Annotated in this window: 21 protein-coding genes; 8 read left to right on the top strand and 13 right to left on the bottom strand. The window is 67.3% G+C overall.

Features of this window, described 5'->3' with window-relative positions:
* Positions 1–66 precede the first annotated feature (66 nt).
* The 12 genes from AC1DNE_RS06910 to AC1DNE_RS06855 all read right to left on the bottom strand — a co-directional run bounded on the left by AC1DNE_RS06910 (position 67) and on the right by AC1DNE_RS06855 (position 11,106).
* Entirely contained in the window at positions 67–933 is an 867-nt protein-coding gene (locus tag AC1DNE_RS06910; RefSeq protein ID WP_476765145.1) for a sulfurtransferase, read from the bottom strand.
* Complete coding sequence (locus AC1DNE_RS06905) at positions 930–1,367, bottom strand: OsmC family protein (RefSeq protein ID WP_476765146.1); 438 nt, start codon at positions 1,365–1,367, stop codon at positions 930–932. Before AC1DNE_RS06905 ends, AC1DNE_RS06910 begins: the two co-directional genes overlap by 4 nt.
* Positions 1,368–1,493: 126 nt before the next feature.
* Complete coding sequence (locus tag AC1DNE_RS06900) at positions 1,494–2,540, bottom strand: sulfate/molybdate ABC transporter ATP-binding protein (protein ID WP_441470521.1); 1,047 nt, start codon at positions 2,538–2,540, stop codon at positions 1,494–1,496.
* A 24-nt stretch (positions 2,541–2,564) separates the two neighbouring features.
* Positions 2,565–3,455 carry a sulfate ABC transporter permease subunit CysW gene (cysW, locus tag AC1DNE_RS06895; RefSeq protein WP_441470520.1) on the bottom strand — a complete coding sequence of 297 codons (891 nt, stop codon included), beginning with the start codon at positions 3,453–3,455 and terminating at the stop codon, positions 2,565–2,567.
* Positions 3,448–4,344, bottom strand: coding sequence for a sulfate ABC transporter permease subunit CysT (gene cysT / locus AC1DNE_RS06890; RefSeq protein WP_441470519.1), 897 nt, complete (start codon positions 4,342–4,344; stop codon positions 3,448–3,450). Before cysT ends, cysW begins: the two co-directional genes overlap by 8 nt.
* Positions 4,345–4,348: 4 nt before the next feature.
* The gene (locus tag AC1DNE_RS06885; RefSeq protein ID WP_441470518.1) at positions 4,349–5,389 is read right to left on the bottom strand and encodes a sulfate ABC transporter substrate-binding protein; all 1,041 of its coding nucleotides are present in this window, start codon (positions 5,387–5,389) and stop codon (positions 4,349–4,351) included.
* 194 nt (positions 5,390–5,583) lie between these two features.
* The gene (cysG, locus tag AC1DNE_RS06880; RefSeq protein ID WP_476765148.1) at positions 5,584–7,041 is read right to left on the bottom strand and encodes a siroheme synthase CysG; all 1,458 of its coding nucleotides are present in this window, start codon (positions 7,039–7,041) and stop codon (positions 5,584–5,586) included.
* Positions 7,038–7,289 (bottom strand): hypothetical protein, encoded by a 252-nt coding sequence (locus AC1DNE_RS06875; protein WP_441470516.1) that lies wholly within the window; start codon positions 7,287–7,289, stop codon positions 7,038–7,040. The genes cysG and AC1DNE_RS06875 overlap by 4 nt, the downstream gene beginning before the upstream one ends.
* Before the next feature lie 2 nt (positions 7,290–7,291).
* The gene (locus AC1DNE_RS06870) at positions 7,292–7,816 is read right to left on the bottom strand and encodes a DUF934 domain-containing protein (RefSeq protein ID WP_441470515.1); all 525 of its coding nucleotides are present in this window, start codon (positions 7,814–7,816) and stop codon (positions 7,292–7,294) included.
* Positions 7,803–9,473, bottom strand: a complete 1,671-nt coding sequence (locus AC1DNE_RS06865) for a nitrite/sulfite reductase (protein ID WP_476765150.1) — start codon at positions 9,471–9,473, stop codon at positions 7,803–7,805. The genes AC1DNE_RS06870 and AC1DNE_RS06865 overlap by 14 nt, the downstream gene beginning before the upstream one ends.
* A 3-nt stretch (positions 9,474–9,476) precedes the next feature.
* The gene (locus AC1DNE_RS06860; RefSeq protein WP_476765151.1) at positions 9,477–9,833 is read right to left on the bottom strand and encodes a DUF2849 domain-containing protein; all 357 of its coding nucleotides are present in this window, start codon (positions 9,831–9,833) and stop codon (positions 9,477–9,479) included.
* 298 nt (positions 9,834–10,131) lie between these two features.
* Positions 10,132–11,106 (bottom strand): Gfo/Idh/MocA family protein, encoded by a 975-nt coding sequence (locus AC1DNE_RS06855; protein WP_476765152.1) that lies wholly within the window; start codon positions 11,104–11,106, stop codon positions 10,132–10,134.
* Between the two features lie 329 nt (positions 11,107–11,435).
* On the opposite strand from AC1DNE_RS06855, the gene AC1DNE_RS06850 reads away from it, so the two are divergent.
* The 8 genes from AC1DNE_RS06850 (at position 11,436) to AC1DNE_RS06815 (ending at position 17,493) form a co-directional block, all read left to right on the top strand.
* On the top strand, positions 11,436–12,185 hold the full coding sequence (locus AC1DNE_RS06850; RefSeq protein WP_441470511.1) for a FadR/GntR family transcriptional regulator: 750 nt from the start codon (positions 11,436–11,438) through the stop codon (positions 12,183–12,185).
* A 20-nt stretch (positions 12,186–12,205) separates the two neighbouring features.
* Positions 12,206–13,117 carry an NAD(P)-dependent oxidoreductase gene (locus AC1DNE_RS06845; RefSeq protein ID WP_476765153.1) on the top strand — a complete coding sequence of 304 codons (912 nt, stop codon included), beginning with the start codon at positions 12,206–12,208 and terminating at the stop codon, positions 13,115–13,117.
* A gap of 8 nt (positions 13,118–13,125) precedes the next feature.
* Positions 13,126–13,809 carry an amino acid ABC transporter permease gene (locus tag AC1DNE_RS06840; RefSeq protein WP_476765154.1) on the top strand — a complete coding sequence of 228 codons (684 nt, stop codon included), beginning with the start codon at positions 13,126–13,128 and terminating at the stop codon, positions 13,807–13,809.
* Positions 13,810–13,818: 9 nt separating this feature from the next.
* The gene (locus AC1DNE_RS06835; RefSeq protein ID WP_476765155.1) at positions 13,819–14,487 is read left to right on the top strand and encodes an amino acid ABC transporter permease; all 669 of its coding nucleotides are present in this window, start codon (positions 13,819–13,821) and stop codon (positions 14,485–14,487) included.
* 14 nt (positions 14,488–14,501) lie between these two features.
* Positions 14,502–15,254, top strand: coding sequence for an amino acid ABC transporter ATP-binding protein (locus AC1DNE_RS06830; protein ID WP_441470507.1), 753 nt, complete (start codon positions 14,502–14,504; stop codon positions 15,252–15,254).
* Positions 15,255–15,281: 27 nt separating this feature from the next.
* Positions 15,282–16,070 (top strand): transporter substrate-binding domain-containing protein, encoded by a 789-nt coding sequence (locus AC1DNE_RS06825; protein ID WP_476765156.1) that lies wholly within the window; start codon positions 15,282–15,284, stop codon positions 16,068–16,070.
* A 62-nt stretch (positions 16,071–16,132) separates the two neighbouring features.
* Positions 16,133–16,579, top strand: coding sequence for a ribose 5-phosphate isomerase B (gene rpiB, locus AC1DNE_RS06820; RefSeq protein ID WP_441470505.1), 447 nt, complete (start codon positions 16,133–16,135; stop codon positions 16,577–16,579).
* A gap of 17 nt (positions 16,580–16,596) precedes the next feature.
* A complete protein-coding gene (locus AC1DNE_RS06815) occupies positions 16,597–17,493 on the top strand; it encodes a ribokinase (protein WP_441470504.1) in 897 nt (298 codons plus the stop codon).
* 291 nt (positions 17,494–17,784) lie between these two features.
* Here the strand turns inward: AC1DNE_RS06815 and AC1DNE_RS06810 are convergent, their stop codons facing one another.
* Positions 17,785–18,810 carry an HAD family hydrolase gene (locus AC1DNE_RS06810; RefSeq protein ID WP_476765157.1) on the bottom strand — a complete coding sequence of 342 codons (1,026 nt, stop codon included), beginning with the start codon at positions 18,808–18,810 and terminating at the stop codon, positions 17,785–17,787.
* Positions 18,811–18,882: the final 72 nt, after the last annotated feature.

The raw sequence follows: 18,882 nt of genomic DNA, 5'->3' as shown, positions 1-18,882 counted from the left end.
GGGCGGCAAAACTCTACGCCCCCTGGATTGCTTCGCCGCTTCGCTCCTCGCAATGACGATGCGATATCAGGCCGCCTTGCCGGTGGCCACCGGGCGCTCGGGATCCTGCGTCCAGTCGGTCATCGAACCGTCGTAGAGTGCGACCTCGTCGCGCCCGAGGACTTCCGACAGCACGAACCAGTTCGCCGCAGCGGAATGGCCGGTATTGCAGTAGGACACGACCGGCCCCTTCGGCACGGTCGAGAACAGCTTCTCCAGTTCGCCCGGCGCCTTGAGCTTGCCGCTGCCGGGCTCGAAGGCACCGGCATAGTCCCGCTGGATGGCGCCGGGGATATGGCCGGCGCGGGTCGCCTCGGCAGCTTTCTCGCGCCCTTCGAAATAGCTCGGCCCGCGCGCATCGACGAGGCTCGCCTGCTTGCTGCGCGACGCGACGAGGGTGGCGTCGGTCGTGCTGCGCAGGCGCTGCTGCGCCACGACGGGATAGGGGGCTGTGCTCTTCGGCGCGGAGGCGCCGCGCTCGACCGGCCGATGCGGATCGGCGGTCCAGCCCTTGAAGCCGCCGTCGAGGATAGCCTGCTGGCCGTGGCCGATGAGCTTCAGAGTCCAGTAGACCCGCGCCGCCGCGGCGAAATCGGTGGCGGCGGTGCCGGCCGGGACGATGACGACGTCGTCATGCGGCTTGATGCCGAGTCCTCCCGCGAGCGCCGCGAGATGGTCGAGCGGCGGCAGCATGCCCGGCGCGTTGCCGATCTTCGCCCGCCAGCCATCGGCCGCGTAGTCGGAATGGACCGCGCCGGGGATATGCCCGGCCTCGAAGGCGGCCTTTCCGCCATCGGCGGCGGTACGGATGTCGATGACGACAAGATTTTGGTCGCCGAGCCGCGCGGCCAGCGCCTCCGGCGAGATCAGCCCTGCGAGTTCGCCCCTGCTCATTCAGCAGCCTCCTTGTGTAGTTCGTCGATCACTTCGAGGCTGTAGGTCATCTCGGCGGTCGCCCCGAGCATGATCGAAGCCGAACAGTATTTCTCCTTCGACAATGTGACGGCACGCTCCGCCTTGGCGTGCGACAGGCCCTTGCCGGTGATGCGGTAGGCGAGGTGGATCTTGGTGAAGACCTTGGGGTCGGTCGTGGCACGTTCGGCCTCGACCTCGACCTCGCAGCCGGTGACGGACTCGCGGCCCTTCTTGAGAATGCTGACGACGTCGAAGCCGGTGCAGCCCGCAAGGCCGATCAGCAGCATCTCCATCGGCCGGATGCCGATGTTGCGCCCGCCATATTCAGGCGCGCCGTCCATCATCACGGCATGGCCGCTGCCGGCCTCGCCCATGAAGGCCATGCCTTCCACCCATTTCGCGCGTGCTTTCATCGCGATCTCCTGTCCGGATCGAGGACCGTCGGCGAAACGCCGGCCGGATTCGGGAGGGAAGCTATGGCATCGGGCCGAAAAGTGGAAACCGGTTTTCGGCACCGGCCGATGTCGAAAAATGCCGGATCAGGCAGCGGCGAACAAATTGCCGTGGGCGATGCGCAGGCGGATTCGCTCGCCGATCGCCGGCGCGACCTGGCTGGCGAGATCGACGTCGAGACGCTTCTTCAGCCCCTCGACCGCCACTTCAGCCCGGCGCAGCGGCCCGTTGCGGCGCAGATGCTCGACCACGCCGGGCAGCGCCAGCGGCGTCTCGTCGACGATGCGCAGATGCTGCGGGCGGACATAGAGCGAGGCGGGGCCACCCTGGTTCTGCGACAATCCGCCCAGCACCGGCCGGTCGCCGAAGAAGGCCTGGCTGCCGACGACCTTGACCGGCAGCTTGTTCACCTCGCCGAGGAATTCGCAGATGAAGGGCGTCGCCGGGTGGTCGTAGACGTCGTCGGCCGAGCCGACCTGCTCGATGCGCCCGTCATTGAGGATGGCGACCCGGTCGGCGAGCTCCAGCGCCTCTTCCTGGTCGTGCGTCACGAAGACGGTGGTATGGCCGGTGCGGCCGTGCAGCTCCCGCAGCCAGGCGCGCAGGTCCTTGCGGACCTTGGCGTCGAGGGCCCCGAAGGGTTCGTCGAGCAGCAGCACCCGCGGCTCGATCGCGAGCGCTCGCGCCAGCGCCACGCGCTGGCGCTGGCCGCCGGAAAGCTGGCTCGGATAGCGCTTCTCCAGACCCGGAAGCTGAACGAGTTCGAGCAAGACACTGACGCGCCTGCGAATCTCATCGTTGCTCGGGCGTTCGCGGCGCGGACGGGACCTCAGCCCGAAGGCGATGTTCTCGGCGACGTTCATCGTCTTGAACAGTGCATATTGCTGGAAGACGAAGCCGATGCGGCGGTCGCGCAGGGAGAGGTCACGCGTGTCGGTCTCGCCGAAGAGGACGCGGCCGCGATCGGCCTGTTCCAGCCCGGCGATCAGGCGCAGCAGCGTGGTCTTGCCCGAGCCCGAAGGGCCGAGTAGCGCGACGAGCTCTCCCGGCTGGATGTCGAGCGAGACGCCGCGTAGCGCCGGGAAGTTCTCGAAGCGCTTCTCGATGGTCTCGATGGTGACGGCTACCGACATGGCCCAGCTCCTTCGTCCGCGGGGTCAGTGGCGGCGGCTGGCGGCGATCGCATCGCCGTAGCGCCATTCCAGCAGGGTCTTGAGCACGAGGGTGACGAGGGCCAGGCCCGCCAGCAGCGAAGCCACCGCGAAGGCGGCCGCTCCCATGTACTCGTTATAGAGGATTTCGATGTGCAGCGGCATGGTGTTGGTCACGCCGCGGATCTTGCCCGAGACGACCGCGACCGCGCCGAATTCGCCCATGGCGCGAGCGTTGCAGAGCAGGACGCCGTAGAACAGGCTCCACTTCACGTTCGGCAGCGTCACCATGAAGAAGACGCGCCAGGGTGAGGCGCCGAGCGTCAGCGCCGCCTCCTCATCGGCCGAACCGAGCGACTGCATATGCGGGATCAGCTCGCGCGCCACGAAAGGAAAAGTGACGAAGACCGTCGCCAGGATCAGACCCGGCAGGGCGAAGACAATCTTGAGATCGTGCGCCTGCAGCCAAGGGCCGAAATAGCCCTGCGCGCCGAAAAGCAGCACGAAGACGAGGCCGGAGATCACAGGCGAGACCGAGAACGGCAGGTCGATCAGGCTGATCAGCAGGTTCTTGCCTGTGAATTCGAACTTGGCGATGGTCCAGGCAGCGGCGATGCCGACGACGATGTTGAACGGGACCGCGATCGCCGCAACGAGCAACGTCAGCCGGATCGCCGACAGCGCATCGGGCTCCGTGATCGCGGCGCGATACGCATCCCAGCCTTTGGCGCCGGCCTCGATGAAGACGGTCACGAGTGGCAACAGCAGGAAGAGCAGCAGAAAGGCGAGCGAGATGGTGATCAGCACGATCTGCACGCCGAGGCTTTCGCCGCGCGCGCGGCTGGCGCTGCGAGGTGCCTGCGTCGCGACGGCCGAGGGCAGAATGGCGTCAGACATCGCCGAACCTCCTGCGGGCGCGGGCCTGGATCAGGTTGCCTACGAGGATCAGTGCGAAGGAGATCAGCAGCATCGTCGTCGCCACCACGGCCGCTCCGGCATAGTCGAACTGCTCGAGCCGGATCACGATCAGGAGGGGCGCGATTTCCGACACCATCGGCACGTTGCCGGCGATGAAGATCACCGAGCCGTATTCGCCGACGGCCCGTGCGAAGGAGAGCACGAAGCCGGTCAGCAGCGCCGGCGCGACCTGCGGCAGGATCACCCGGAAGATCGTCCTGAAGCGGCTGGCGCCGAGCAGCGCCGCGGCCTCCTCGACATCGCTCTGCAGCTCCTCCAGCACCGGTTGCACGGTGCGCACCACAAAGGGCAGGCCGATGAAGATCAGCGCCACCATCACGCCGAGCGGCGTATAGGCGACCTTGCCGTCGAAGCCGAAGGAGAGATCGGTGAAGGGGATGGTGACGCGGAAGGCCAGCGGCGCCAGCAGCGACCCGACCCAGCCGTTCGGCGCATAGATCGCCGCCAGCGAGATGCCGGCCACCGCGGTCGGCAGGGCGAAGGGCAGGTCGACGGCCGCGTCGATCAGGCGCCGGCCCGGAAACTCGTAGCGCACCAGCACCCAGGCCAGGATCAGGCCGAACACGGCGTTGACGAGCGCCGCGAACAGCGCGGCCGTGAAGGAAAGCTTGAGCGCTGCCAGCGTGCGCGGGGACGTCGCCACCGCCCAGATGTCGGAGGGGCCCGCGCTGGCGGCCTTCAGGAAGAGGGCCGCCAGCGGGATCAGCACGATCAGCGACAACGCGGCGACGGTGACGCCGAGCGCCAGCCCGAAGCCCGGCAGGATGCTGGGCTCGCGCCAGCGGAAGCTCGTCGTCGTCGCCGCCATGGCGTCAGCGCGCCGGCTTGTAGAGCTGGTCGAAGGTGCCGCCATCGCCGAAATGGGTCGGCTGCGCCTTCTTCCACCCGCCGAAGACGCCATCGATGGTCACCAGCTCGATTTTCGGGAAGTTGGCGACGTCCTTGCTGTCGGCGGCTTCCGGGTTGCGCGGGCGATAGAAGTTCCTGGCGATGATCGCCTGCGCCTTCGGCGTATAGAGGAACTCGAGATAGGCCTGCGCCTGCTCGCGGGTCTTCTTGGCGTCGACATTGGCGTCGACAAGGGCGACCGGCGGCTCGGCCAGGATCGACAGGCTGGGCACCACGATGTCGAACTTGTCCGCGCCAAACTCCTTGAGGGCGAGGAAGGCCTCGTTCTCCCAGGACAGGAAGACGTCGCCGATGCCGCGCTGGGTGAAGGTCGTGGTCGCGCCGCGCGCGCCGGTGTCGAGCACCGGGACGTTGGCGAGGAGCTTGCCGATATAGTCGCGCACCTTCCCCTCGTCCTTGTTGAAGGCCTTCTCGGCATAGGCCCAGGCGGCGAGATAGTTCCAGCGCGCCCCGCCTGAGGTCTTCGGGTTCGGCGTGATGATCTGCACGCCCGGCTTCACCAGATCGCCCCAGTCCTTGATCGACTTCGGATTGCCCTTGCGGACGAGGAAGACGATCGTCGAGGTGTAGGGCGAAGAGTTATGCGGCAGACGCGCCTGCCAGTCGAGCGGCAGCTTCTTCGAGCGCTCGGCGATGGCGTCGATGTCGCCGGCGAGCGCCAGCGTCACGACATCGGCATCGAGCCCGTCGATGACGGTGCGAGCCTGTGCGCCGGAGCCGCCATGCGACTGACGGATCGTGCTGATCTTCTTGTCGGGGTTTTTCGCGTTCCACTCGGCAATGAAGGCCGCGTTGATGTCACGATACAGTTCGCGGGTGGGGTCGTAGGAAACGTTCAGGAGTTCGGTCTGGGCGCGGGCTCCGGCAACGACGCCGAAGCAGAGGGTGAAGGCTCCCAGAACAAGCCCGGCCCGGAGGAGGCGGCTGTAAACGGGTCGCGTCATGTCAKGGCTCCGTTGCGTTCACGGCGAGGCTCGGTTCAAGCTTCGATCCGTTCTGAAAAACAAACGAAACGTACTGAATTGGCGGTTTTTTCTCAATGACCTAGCGCAATGTGCGCCTTCCAAACTTGGGCGCCGGAGGAGAAAACGCTTCTCCGGCGATGACGTTCCCGCCCGGCGATGAGGCCGGGCCGCTATCAGGCACGGCGGCGGTCAGCTGCCGGATTGGCGTCGGCCAGAGCCGGGCCGAAGGCGTGGCCGAGCAGGACCAGAACGGGGCCGCTCGCCGGTAGTTCGCCTAGCCGCTCCGGCAGGGTCGCGATGGTCGCAGCGACGCGCTTTTCGTCCGGGCGGGTGGCGGAGAGCACGGCGACGGCCGGCGTTTCCGGGTTGAGCCCGGCGGCGATGGCGCGCTCGCGGAAGCCGGGCAAGGTGGCACGCGCCATGTAGATCACGGTCGAGGCGGCAGGATCGGCCATGGCGCGCCAGTCGAGATCATCAGGCAACTCGCCCTTGCGCGAATGGCCGGTGACGAATTGCAGGCGCCGCGCATGGTCGCGATGGGTCAGCGACAGGCCGAGCGAGGCGGCCGCGCCTTGCGCGGCCGAGATGCCCGGCACGATCGCGACGGGAACACCGGCGGCCTGGCAGGCCTCGATCTCCTCGCCGGCGCGTCCGAAGATGCCGGGGTCCCCGCCCTTCAGCCGCACGACATCCTTGCCCTGTGACGCCAGCGAGACGATCAGCGCGTTGATGTCGCCCTGCTTCACCGAGGGGCCGTAGCCGGTCTTGCCGACCAGCATGCGTTTGGCCTCACGCCGCGCCAGCTCGAGCACGCCCGGCGAGACGAGATCGTCGTAGAGGATGATGTCGGCGCTCTGCAGGGCGCGGATCGCCTTCAGCGTCAGCAACTCGGGATCGCCCGGGCCGGCGCCGACCAGCGTGACTCGGCCCTTGCCGTCATGCGCGGCCTCGATCAGGGCGAGCCGCGCGAAGAGTTCCGCCTCGTCCTGCTTGCTGGGGGCGCGCCCCGGTTCAGCCATCGCCCTGCCGGCGAAGAGCTCCCAGAAGGCACGCCGCAGCGCGAAGGGAAGTTCGCGAGCCTGGACCGACGGGCGCCAGTCGGCTGCGGCCAGCGCCCAATTCTTCAGCCCTGCCGGCAGCAGTGCCTCGATCTTGGTGCGGATCGCCTGGCCGAAAACCGGCGCGGCGCCATCCGTGGACACGGCGACGATCAGCGGGGAGCGGTTGACCAGCGCGCCGAAGGCGAAATCGCAGTATTCCGGCTTGTCGACGATGTTGACCGGGACGCCCGCCTGCCGGGCTGCGGCCACGAAGGCGCGGACCGCGTGGGCATCGTCGAGATCGGCCACGGCGATCGCGGCGTCAACGAGGTCGCCAGCCTGCCAGGGCCGGTCGTGCACATGGACGCGACCGCCGGTCTCGCCCTGCGAAAGTCCCGCGAACAGCCCGGCCTCGCCATCGGCGAAGACATGAAGCTCCGCTCCGGTCGCGGCGAGCAGCTCAGCCTTCCACAGCGCGCCCTCGGTCGCGCCAGCGAGCACAACCTTGCGCCTGTCCAGCTTGTGGAAGAGCGGCAGCGTCGCCAGCGGCTCGATGCGCGCCGCGGTGGTTTCGGGCTGTCTGTCGATCATTGCGTGGTCGCTGCGGCCTTCTGATCTGCCGCACTGTGCTCGCCGCCCGCCGGTGGAGTCAGCAGCCACAACGCGGCCAGTGCCAGGATGATAAGGCGAAAGCAAAGATCGAACCAGCGCCCGCGTGCCTCGCTCGCAGACTGGCGGGGCAGCATGACCTCGAACTCGGCGTTCAGGTCGTCCTCGTTGATGCCCGCGGCGGCGCCGGGGCGTTCGACGGAGCTGTGCGCGGCGGTCGAGATCGTCATGCTCACTCCGCCGCGATGGGGGCCGCGGCTGCCGCCGCCCGGCGCTGGTCGAGGATGTTGCGCCCGGCCTCGCCATAGCCACGCTGATAGGTGGCGCTGAACGATTCCCGAGCATGCAGCCATTGCGGCGCGGGTTGGCGGGCTGCGCTCGCCTCCGGCAGCTCGATGGTGTCGAAGCCGCAGGAAAGGGCATAGGCGAACTGGTCGGCGATCAGGGGGCCGCTGGCGCGGACTTCAGCTTCGAAGCCGGCGCGCCGGATCTGGCGGGCAAGGCTGAAACCGCGACCGTCCGAATAGGCGGGAAAGGCGATGGCGACCAGCGCAAGTCGTGGCAGGAACGGCGCGAGCGCGGCGAAGGGGACGGAGTTGGGCAGGATCACGCCGATCTGCTGATCGGGCGTTCGCGCCTCGAGCGCCTCAGCCAGAGCCTCCCACGGCACGAGCGCGGCCGGGATGTTGCCGATCGCGGCGCCTTCGCTGCGGGTCCAGCGATCTTCCCGACTTCCATTCCGGTCAAGCAGCGGCACGGGCGGTCTCCTGGAACGCGGCCTTGAACGGCGCAAGGCCGATACGGCGGACATTGTCGATGAAGCTCTCGCCCTCGCTCCGCTCGGTCAGATAGACGGCGACGATCCGCTCGATCGCGTCCGGCACTTCCTCGGCAGCGAGGCCGGGACCGAGGATCTCACCGATCGCGGCGTTCTCGGTGGCGTCGCCGCCGAGCGTGATCTGATAGGATTCGATGCCGCGCTTCTCCAGGCCGAGAATGCCGATATGGCCGACATGGTGGTGGCCGCAGGCGTTGATGCAGCCGGAGATCTTGATGCCGAGCGGGCCGATCTCGCGCTGGCGCGCTGCATCGGCGAAACGCTGCTGGATCGCCTGTGCGATCGGGATCGAGCGGGCCGTCGCCAGCGCGCAGTAGTCGAGGCCGGGGCAGGCGATGATGTCGGTGACGAGGCCGATATTGGCCTCCGCCAGACCCGCTTCCCCGAGCTTCTGCCAGATTGCGGGGAGGTCGCGCTGACGCACATGCGGCAGCACGAGGTTCTGCGCATGGGTCACGCGCAGCTCGTCGAAGGAGTAGCGCTCGGCCAGATCGGCGACGAGGCGCATCTGCTCGCTGCTCGCGTCGCCCGGCGCCTGGCCGAGCGGCTTCAGGGAGATCGTCAGCGCCGTATATCCGGGCGCCTTGTGCTTGTGGGTGTTGACCTCGACCCAGCGGGCGAAGGCCGGGTTCGCGGCTTTGGCCGCCTCCAGCGTGTTGCTGACGGGCGGCAGCGCCTCGTAGCGCGGCGGTGCGAAATAGGCGGCGATCCGCGCGACTTCGTCGGGATCTGCATTGATCGAAGGACCGTTGAGCTCGGCGAACTCGGCTTCGACCCGGCGGGTGAACTCCTCGGCGCCGATCTCGTGGACGAGGATCTTGACGCGGGCCTTGTACTTGTTGTCGCGCCGGCCTTCGAGATTGTAGACCCGCATGACCGCTTCGAGATAGGCGAGCAGGTCATGCTTCGGCAGGTAGTCGCGCACCACCTTGCCGATCATCGGCGTGCGGCCGAGCCCGCCGCCGACGCTGACCTCGTAGCAGACCTCATGTGTATCGGGGTGGCGACGGAGCCTGAGCCCGATGTCGTGTGCCTTGGTCACGGCCCGGTCGTGTTCGGCGCCGGTCACAGCGATCTTGAACTTGCGCGGCAGGTAGCTGAACTCGGGATGGGCCGAGGACCATTGCCGGATCAGCTCGGCGGTCGGGCGCGGATCCTCGATCTCGTCCTGCGCCACGCCGGCGAAGTGGTCGGCGGTGACGTTGCGGATGCAGTTGCCCGAGGTCTGGATGCAATGCATCTCGACATCGGCGAGCAGGCCGAGGATCGCCGGGATGTCGCGCAGCTTCGGCCAGTTGAACTGCAGATTCTGGCGCGTGGTGAAATGGCCGTAGCCGCGGTCATAGCGCTCGCCGATCAGGGCCAGCTGGCGCAGCTGCCGGGAGTTCAGCGTGCCGTAGGGAACGGCGATCCGCAGCATATAGGCGTGGAGCTGGAGATAGACGCCGTTCTTGAGCCGCAGTGGCTTGAACTCGTCCTCGGTCAGAGAGCCATCGAGCCGGCGCGCGACCTGGTCGGTGAACTGCGCCACCCGCTCCCGGACGAAACGCTCGTCGAATTCGTCGTAACGATACATGGATCAGCCCTTCGGCGCGGAGGCGATGCCTTCACCGGCCTGCTTGCCGAGATCGGGACGATTGCTGGGGCCGAGCGTCTTGAAACGCTCGCGGAAATGGCGCGGAACCGGGTGGCCGCTCTCGATCGACACGTCGACGAGATAGGCGTCGACGACCTTGTTGCCGCGCAGCTCGGCGGCAGCGAAGGCCTCCAGCCGCTCCGCCGCCGCCTCGTCGGCGGCGACGAGGGCCGGCGCTGGATCGCGCGTCCAGATGAGGGCTCCGGCGTCGCCGGCTGCGGCGAAGACGACATCGCCGTCGAGAAGGTCGTTGGCGAGCAGGATGGCCGGCAGCGGGACGCGTTTCGTCGTGGTGGCCATCACGTGGCCTCCGCGAGCGTCGGCGACGACCCATTGTGATGGCTCAGGCCCTGTCGATCGATGACGTCCAGAATCGCCACAGCAATACCCATCCCCGTTCGGTCTTTCGAACAGGGATTTTACGCTACGAGCGGGCTGCAGCTCAATTCACATCAGATAGGGTGTTTTTCTGTATTCTCAGGGTCAGGGAGTAAAATCATCTCGCGGACCGGATTCCTGGCCCTTCCGCCGCAAATTTATGCCAATTCAGGCGGCGCTCGGAATGAGGCCGGGGCGCCGCCACCGTCCGATGGGCGCGTCAGGCGCTCTTCAGGATCGTTTCGACGATTTCCTGCACATCGAACGCTTCGCGCAGCGTTGCAAGGTGGTGCGGCTCGCCGCGCGTGAGCTTCGCCACGCCTTCGAGCTGGCGGCGCAGCGCCAGCGGCCGAGCCTCGTTCTGGGAGAGCGCCTCCGGGTCGCGCTCCCAGCTGCCGTCGGGACGACGGCGCTCGGCATGCGACCAGTCGCAGAGCCGCACCGCGCCCTTGTCGCCTTCCAGTGTCCAGACGTTGTGGTCGTCCTTGGCGGTCGTGCCGACGCTGCCGGTCAGGGTGACGGGCAGGGCGCCTGCGGTCAGCGTCGCCTCGATGCGGCGTTCGCTCTTGCCGGCTTCGGGGAAGCTGGCCTTGGCGGCAAGGTCGGCGAAGGGGCCGGCGATGCGGCGGGTCAGGAACAGGAAATGCGAGACGACCTCGCGGGTGAAGCCGCCCTGCGCGGGGCCGTCGAGCCAACCGGCCGCATCGACCTGCCAGGAGCGCGGCCAGGTCGCGAAGGCGACCTCGATCGAGATGCGCTCGGGCGTGCCGACCACGCCGGAGGCGATCCAGTCCCGCAAGCGTGCCACGGCGGGCGAGGAGGCAAAGGGGAAGTTCACCGCGCCGCGTTCTCCGGCCTCCGCGACGAAGGCGCGCGCATCCGCGAGATCGACGGCAAGCGGCTTCTCGCAAAACACTGCCCGGCCGGCGGCGAGCGCCGCGCGGGCATGGGCGAGATGGGAGGAGGGCGGCGAGGCGATGTAGACGCAATCGCTCGCCGCGATCAGGGCAGCGGCGTCCGGCTGCTGCGCCACTGCGGGCAGGGCAGCGGCGATCCGCTCCATGGCTTCGGCGGAAGGGTCCCAGATGCCGCAGACGCGCAGGGCCGTCGCCGGCTGGTCCAGCGCCGCGCGCAGCATGCGCTCGCCCATGATGCCGGCGCCGATCAGGCCGAAGGAGATGGAGGTCTGGGACATGGCGGAATCTCGAGCAGGCGGTGAAGGGCGGAAACGCCGCGCCCTGCATGCCACGCCCGGACCATTGGACGGAAGCCGTTTCAGCGCCGGATGCGGAGGGGGGCGAGACGACCCGCGACCGCGCCGTGAGCGAGAGGCCCATCACGGCCAGCGCGAGCAGCGCCCGGAGCGGGCCGGCCCGGCTGAGGATGAAGGCTTCGCGAACGCCGGTGCGCTGAGCTTTGCGCCACTGCTCGCCGGGCGCCCCTTTCGTCATTGCGCCCCCCGATTGACCTTTCATGCTGGTCATCGTACTGGTCTTACCAGAACGAAGAAGAATGGTTTCAGGGATGGATGCTCAAGGTACCGACAGCGCGTCGGGGTTCGAGCGCGTCTTCGCCTATCTGCGGGAGCGGCTTCTCGACGGCACGCTGAAGCAGGGCGAGCGGCTCATGGCCGAACGCGAACTGGCCGCCCAGCTCGGGGTGAGCCGGCCGATCGTGCGCGAGGCGCTGCGCGCGCTGCACATGCTCGGCATCGTCGAGATCCGCGAGCGCGTGGGCACCATCGTGAAGCGGCCGGACGCCTCGATGCTGAAGGACTTCTTCACGCTCGCCCTGGCCCAGCAGGCCGACCTCATCGACGACGTGATGGAGGCCCGCATCGCGATCGAGTGCCAGGCCGTGCGCCTGGCCTGCGAGCGGGCCACCATTGCCGATTTCGAGCGGCTGCAGCGCGCGCTCGTCCGCATCGGCGAGACGATCGACGATGCGGATGCGGGCGGCGCGGCCGATTTCGAGTTCCACCGCGCCATCGTGCTGGCGTCGCGCTCGCCGACGCTCGCAGTGCTGCATGAATCGATGTCCACGCTGCTCGCGCGCTCGCATCGCAGCCGCCGCGAGCTCGTGCAGCAGTTCGGCTCGATGAAGAGCTACCTGATCGACGACCACAAGCGCGTCTTCGACACCATCGTCGGGCGCGATCCGGATCGTGCGGAGGTGACGCTGCGGCGCCATTTCGCGATCGGCGACGAGTACCGCCGCCGCGCCGTCACCGGCGAAGGCGACCGGCCCGAGACGCGCAGCGCGCAGGGGGCCTGAGGCTCCGGTTTCCAGAGACAATGCCGAGAGAACAGAGCATGGGACAGAACCAGACGGGCAGCGTCGGCTTCATCGGCCTCGGCACGATGGGCCGGGAGATGGCGCGCAATCTTCTGAAGGCCGGGCACAAGGTCACTGTCTTCGATATCCTTGGGGATGCGGTTGCGACGCTGGCGGCGGAAGGCGCAAAGCCGGCGAAGAGCCCGGCCGAGGCTGCGGCCGAGGCCGATATCGCGATCACCATGCTGCCGGACACGCCGCAGGTCGAGGATGTCGTCTATGGCGAGGGTGGTCTCCTGGCCTCGCCGCCGCGCGGCCGCCTGATCGTCGACATGAGCACGATCTCGCCGGTCGCCGTCCGCAGGATCCATGCCGACCTCAAGGCTGCGAGCACCGACTTCATCGATGCGCCGGTCTCCGGCGGCCCGATCGGCGCCAAGAACGCGACGCTGACGATCATGGCGGGCGGTGACGCCGCCGCCTTCGCCAGGGCCGAACCCTTCTTCCGCGGCATGGGCACGACCACTACCCATGTCGGCGCTCCGGGGGCCGGCCAGGCGGTGAAGCTCTGCAACCAGCTGATCTGCGGCATCAACATCCAGGCGGTCTGCGAAGCGATTGCGCTCGGCCGCGCCTCGGGCGTCGATCTCGAGCAGATGCGCAGCGTGCTGCTCGGAGGCTCGGCGGCGTCCTGGATGCTCGAGAAGCTCGGCCCTGCCATGATCGCCGGCGATGCCGGGGCGGGCTTCCGCATCGACCTGATGCTGAAGGATCTGCGCCTCGTGCAGGAGCAGGCGCAGGCGCTCTCGGTGCCACTGCCGGGCACTGCGCTCGTCACCAGCCAGTATATCGAGGCCCGCGCCCATGGTGAGGGCGGCAACGGCAATCAGGCGCTCTTCCGCGTCTATGACCGCATGACGAACCGGGCCTGACGGCGGCGATGGGTCTCGACCTCGACTTCTCCGTCGTTCTGGAGCGCTGGCCGCTCTTCCTCGACGGTGCGGTGATGACGCTGCAGCTCGCCTTCATGGCGATCCTGATCGGAGGCGCGATCGGCACATTCTGCGCCATCGGCCGCGGCAGCAGCAACCGCTTCATTGCCGGGCTTTGCGCCGGCTATGTCGAGACGATCCGCAACACGCCGCTGCTCGTCCAGATCTTCCTCGTCTATTTCGGCCTCGCCAGCATCGGCTTGAAATTCTCGGCCTTTTCGGTCGCGGCGGCGGCGCTTGCGATCAATGTCGGCGCCTATACCGCCGAGATCATGCGGGCCGGCTTCGAGTCGATCCCGCCCGGCCAGATCGAGGCGGCGGAAGGTCTCGCGCTCTCGCGCTTCCAGATCTACTGGCACGTCATCCTGCTGCCGGCGGTCGAGAAGGTCTATCCCTCGCTGACCAGCCAGTTCGTGCTGCTGATGCTGGCCTCCTCCGTCACCTCGCAGATTTCGGCCGAGGAGCTGACGGCAGTCGCCAACTACGTCCAGTCCGACACCTACCGCGCCTTCGAGACCTACATCCTCGTCGCGCTCGGCTACATCGCGCTCTCGCTCGTCCTGCGCGCCGCCTTCTGGGCGCTCGGGCTCGTCCTCTTCCCGCGCCGCCGGCGCCTCGGCACGCCGCTCTAGAGGATCGTCATGGGCGGCTCCCTGAACGCAAACCATCTCTTCTTTCTCGGCCAGGGCGCGCTCTGGACCATCGGGCTGTCGGCGGTCGCGCTGATCGGCGGCGGCCTCGTCGGCTTCCTGATCGCGCTTGCCCGGGTGTCGCCGAGCAAGGCCGTGCGGCTGATCAGCGGCGCCTATGTGCAGCTCGTCCAGGGCACGCCGCTGCTCGTGATCATGTTCCTCGGCTATTTCGGGCTCTCGGCGCTCGGCTTCGCGATCACGCCGCTCTGGGCGGCCGGCGCCTCGCTGACGATCTATGTCGGCGCCTATTTCGGCGAGATCTGGCGCGGCTGCATCCAGGCCGTGCCGCGCCCGCAATGGGAAGCGGCCGAAGGGCTGGGGCTGAGCCGCACGCAGCGTATGCTCAAGGTCATCCTGCCCCAGGCCATGCGCATCGCGACGCCGCCGACGGTCGGCTTCATGGTGCAGATCATCAAGAACACCTCGCTGGCCTCTGTCGTCGGCTTCGTCGAGCTCGCCCGCTCCGGCCAGATCATCAACAACTCGCTGTTCGAACCCTTCCTGATCTACGCGATCATCGCCCTGATCTACTTCGCGCTATGCTTCCCGATCTCGCTCCTAAGCCGGCGTCTCGAACGCCGCATGGGCGTCGGCCGCGCGAAGCTGATGCCGGCCTGACGAGACTCAAAGCCATGAGCAAGGAACGTCCCACCGCTGAACGTCCCATCGTCGTCCTCGACAAGGTCCACAAGAGCTTCGGCACCCTCAAGGTGCTGGACGGCGTCAGCTTCACGGTCGCGCGCGGCGACGTGCTGGTGCTGATCGGCCGCTCCGGCTCCGGCAAAAGCACGGCGCTGCGCTGCATCGACCGCTTCGAGAAGATCGATTCCGGCGAGATCCGCGTCTGCGATCACCGGGTCGACGCTGTCGATATCGATCTCAGGGCGCTGCGGCAGGATGTCGGCATCGTCTTCCAGAGCTACAACCTGTTCCCGCATCTCACCATCGAGCAGAACATCACGCTGGCGCCGGTTTCGGTGAAGGGCATGAAGAAGGCCGAGGCCCGAGAGCTCGCCAAGGTCATGCTGGCGAAGGTGGGCTTGTCCGAAAAGCTCGACGCCTATCCCGAGCAGCTTTCCGGCGGGCAGCAGCAGCGCGCGGCGATCGCCCGCTCGCTCGCCATGCAGCCCAAGGTGATGCTGTTCGACGAGGTCACCTCCGCGCTCGATCCGGAGCTGACCGGCGAGGTGCTCAAGGTCATCGAGCAGCTCGCTGCCGACGGCATGACCATGGTCATGGTCACCCATGAGATGGGGTTCGCACGGGGCATCGCCGATCAGGTGGTGTTCATGCACGCGGGCAGGGTTCACGAGGCCGGAAGTGCCTCGATCCTGTCGGCACCGGCCACGCCGGAACTCGCCCAGTTCGTCGGAACCGGGCTCTAACGACCAAAAAGGGAAGGAAAACCAAGGATGAAACGCTTTCTCACGATTGCCTTGCTCGGCACGACGGCGCTCGCCTGCGCCGGCCAGGCCGCCCGCGCCGACATGCTCGACGACATCATGAAGGCCGGCAAGATCCGCATCGCGACCGATCTCGCGATCCCGCCGTCCGGCATGATCGACGGCGCGATGAAACCGACCGGCTCGGATGTCGAGACCGCCGAGCTCCTCGCCAAGGATTGGGGCCTGCAGCTCGAATTCGTCCAGACGACCGGCGCGACCCGCATCCCCAACGTCCAGACCAACAAGGCCGACATCATCATCTCGACGCTCTCGGTCACGCCCGAGCGCGCCAAGGTCATCGATTTCTCCAAGCCCTATGCCGCGCTGCAGTCGGTCGTGGGCTGCCTGAAATCCCTCGATGTGAAGAGCTGGGACGATCTGAAGGGCAAGACGATCGCGGTCTCGCGCGGCACCACGCAGGACACGACGCTGACCAACATGAAGGAGCGCGACCTCAAGCTCGCCCGCTTCGAGGACGATGCGACGATGGTCACCGCCGCCATCTCCGGCCAGGCCGACTGTGTCGCCACCTCGGCGACGATCGTCTCGCAGATCGGCGTCAAGGCGCCTGCGCGTCCCTTCGAGCCGAAGGTCTCGATCACCAACTTCGATCTCGCCGTCGGCGTGAAGAAGGGCGAGCCCAAGCTGCTCGAGAAGCTCGACGCCTGGGTCGAGCAGAACCTCAAGAACGGCAAGCTCAACGCGATCTACAAGAAGTTCCACGGCACCGAACTGCCCGCGAACATGCGCGGCTGATCCATTCCTCGCCGGCGCCCGACAAGGGCGCCGGCGCTTCGCTCTAACCAACAGGAACTCCCATGCGCCTCGTCATCGGCTCCGACCATGCCGGCTGGTCCCTCAAGCAGCACGTCATCGACCACATCAAATCGCTGGGCCACGAGGTCATCGATGTCGGCTCCCATGACGACAAGCCGGTCGATTTCCCCGACATCGCCCGCGAAGTCGCCCGCAAGGTCACGTCCGGCGAGGCCGAGCGCGGCATCATGGTCTGCGGCACCGGCGTCGGCGCCTCGATCGCCGCCAACAAGATGAAGGGCATCCGCGCCGCGGTTTGCCACGATATCCACTCCGCCCATCAGAGCGTCGAGCATGACGACGTCAATGTCATGTGTATCGGCGCCAAGATCGTCGGCCCCTGGCTCGCCAGCGATCTGATTTCGTCCTATCTCTCCGCCGAGTTCTCGACCGACGAGGATTTCCGCCGCCGTGTCGAGAAGCTGCATCAGATGGATGCCGAAGGCTGAAACGAGGGTAGGGCCCGATGATCCTGGTCTTCGGATCGATCAATGTCGATTTGGTCGCGCGGGTCGCGACCATTCCGGGACCGGGCAAGACGGTGCTCGCTCCGTCCTATGAGCGCCATTTCGGCGGCAAGGGAGCGAACCAGGCCGTTGCCGCAGCGCGCTTGGCTGCGCCCGGCCGGGTCGCCATGGCGGCCCGCGTCGGCGATGACGGCTTCGGCCGCGAGTCGATCGACAACCTCGTCGCCAACGGCGTCGGGACCGATCTGGTGGGCGCCGGCGCGGCTCCGACAGGCTGCGCCTTCATCACCGTCGATGCGCACGCGGAGAATGCGATCACCGTCGCCAGCGGCGCCAATCTCGAGCCCAGCGCGGACGACGTGCCGGAGGCGCTGTTGACCGCCGGCACGACGCTTGTGCTGCAGATGGAGGTGCCCTTCGCACAGTCGCTGGCGCTTGCGCGGCGCGTCCGGCAATCGGGCGGGCGCGTCATCTGGAACTGCGCGCCGGTGCCGGACGGCTTCCCGGCGGCGGATGCGGCGGCGTTGCTCGCCGCCAGCGATGTCCTGATCGTCAACGAGCACGAGGCCGCCGATATCGCCGCCATTCTCGGGAAACCGGGCGGCGAGATCGCGGGCCTGATCGCGGGCACCGCGACGCGCTGCATCGTCACGGCCGGTGCCGAGGGCGCCTTCGCGTACACGCCGGAGGGCGAAACGTTCCACGTGCCCGCTCCGCGTATCGAACCGGTCGATACGACAGGCGCCGGCGACACCTTCGTCGGCGCGATCGCGGCTGCTCTCGATGAGGGCTTGGATCTCCAGCAGGCGCTCGACCTCGGCTGCCGCGCCGCCGCTCTCTCCTGCCTCGCACCGGGAGCGCAGGCGGGTATGCCGTTCCGAAGCGCGCTCGGCTGAGCGAACCGGGCTGAAGATTTTCGGCGCAGTCGGCGCAAAGGCGCCTTGCCATTGTTCCGGCATCGGCCCTTCGCCGGGAGGCAGGAGTATTGCAGGCCGCCTTGCGTCCAGAGCTCTCGCCGTCATCGTGACCGGGCAGGAGGGCAGGCCTAGTCAAGCACGGCTTCTACCCGGCCGATTTCATTATGTCGCGAACGTCACCGAGCCGAGCGGCAGATCGAAATGGCCGCCGGCACATTTTGCCGCCGTGCTCCCGCGGATTGAAGATCGGCGGCTTTGCCTTCGCATCTGCTACGGGCCGTATATCGTCTTCCAGTCGTTGCGCATGTCGACGACCAGCCATCCGCGCGACGGAGCTTCATCGAGGGCCTTGTCGAGCCTCCCGACCTGGGACTGCCGATCGTAGGCGAATTCGCGCTCGGCGTCGGTGTGGTGCACGATGAGTGCGAAGCGCTGACCCGTGTTGAGGGTCGTCCATTGGAGCATCTGCAAGTCGCCGTCAGAGTTGCCGGCGGCGAAGACGGGGCGCTGGCCGATGAACTTGGCAATGCCGACGGGCTTGCCAGGACCGTCGTCGATGAAATCCACCTCGGCCAGCCGCTGCAGCTCCGGCTTGTCGCCGACGAGTTCATATTTGAGCTTGATGCCGGACCCGACGACCTGTTCGGGCGGAATGCCATAGGCTGCTTCGACCCAGGGCCGCATGAACTCTACCCCGCCCCCGGAGACGATATAGGTCTTGAAGCCGTTTGCCCGCAGATAGGCCAGCAGCTCGACCATCGGCTTGTAGACGAGCTGGTTATAGGGGCGGTTGAACTTCGGATGCCGCGCTGTCGCCATCCACTCCTTGACGATCCGCTCGAACTCGGCGCTGTCCATCCCCGCATGGGTCGCCAGGACGAGCTCTTCGATTCCCCTGGTTCCGCTTGCCGTGACGGCTTTCAGGTCTCCGGCGAGCAGGGACTTGAAGGGTTCCTGCGTCTGCCATTCCGGCCTGCCGGGCGCGAGCGCCTTGATCCGGTCCAGCAGGAACATGCCCTGGAAATAGAGCGGCTGCTCCGACCAGAGCGTTCCATCATTGTCGAAGGTGGCAATCCGCTCGGCCACCGGGACGAAATCCGGGCCGCCTTGCCGTGTGACCTTCTCGACGAAGGTCTTGATGGCCTGCTTGGCGTTCCCGTCATTCCAGGAGGGCAGCGGATCGGTCTGGGCCGTGACGGGGCTGGTGCCAGTGGCCATCGCCACCGAGGCAATCAGAGCCGTGACGAGAGCGTCTCGCCTCGTCGCGAGTGGGAAAGGTCCGGTGGAACGAGTCATCACACGCCTCGCGCACGCATCATCGGGGCGGCTATCGAACAGCATTCGGCCGATCATCAGAAGCGTGTAACT

It is taken from the genome of Allobosea sp. 05L423 (assembly GCF_056397745.1).
The sequence above is the reverse complement of the archived record's forward strand: the minus strand, read 5'-3'. Positions and strand labels throughout refer to the sequence as shown.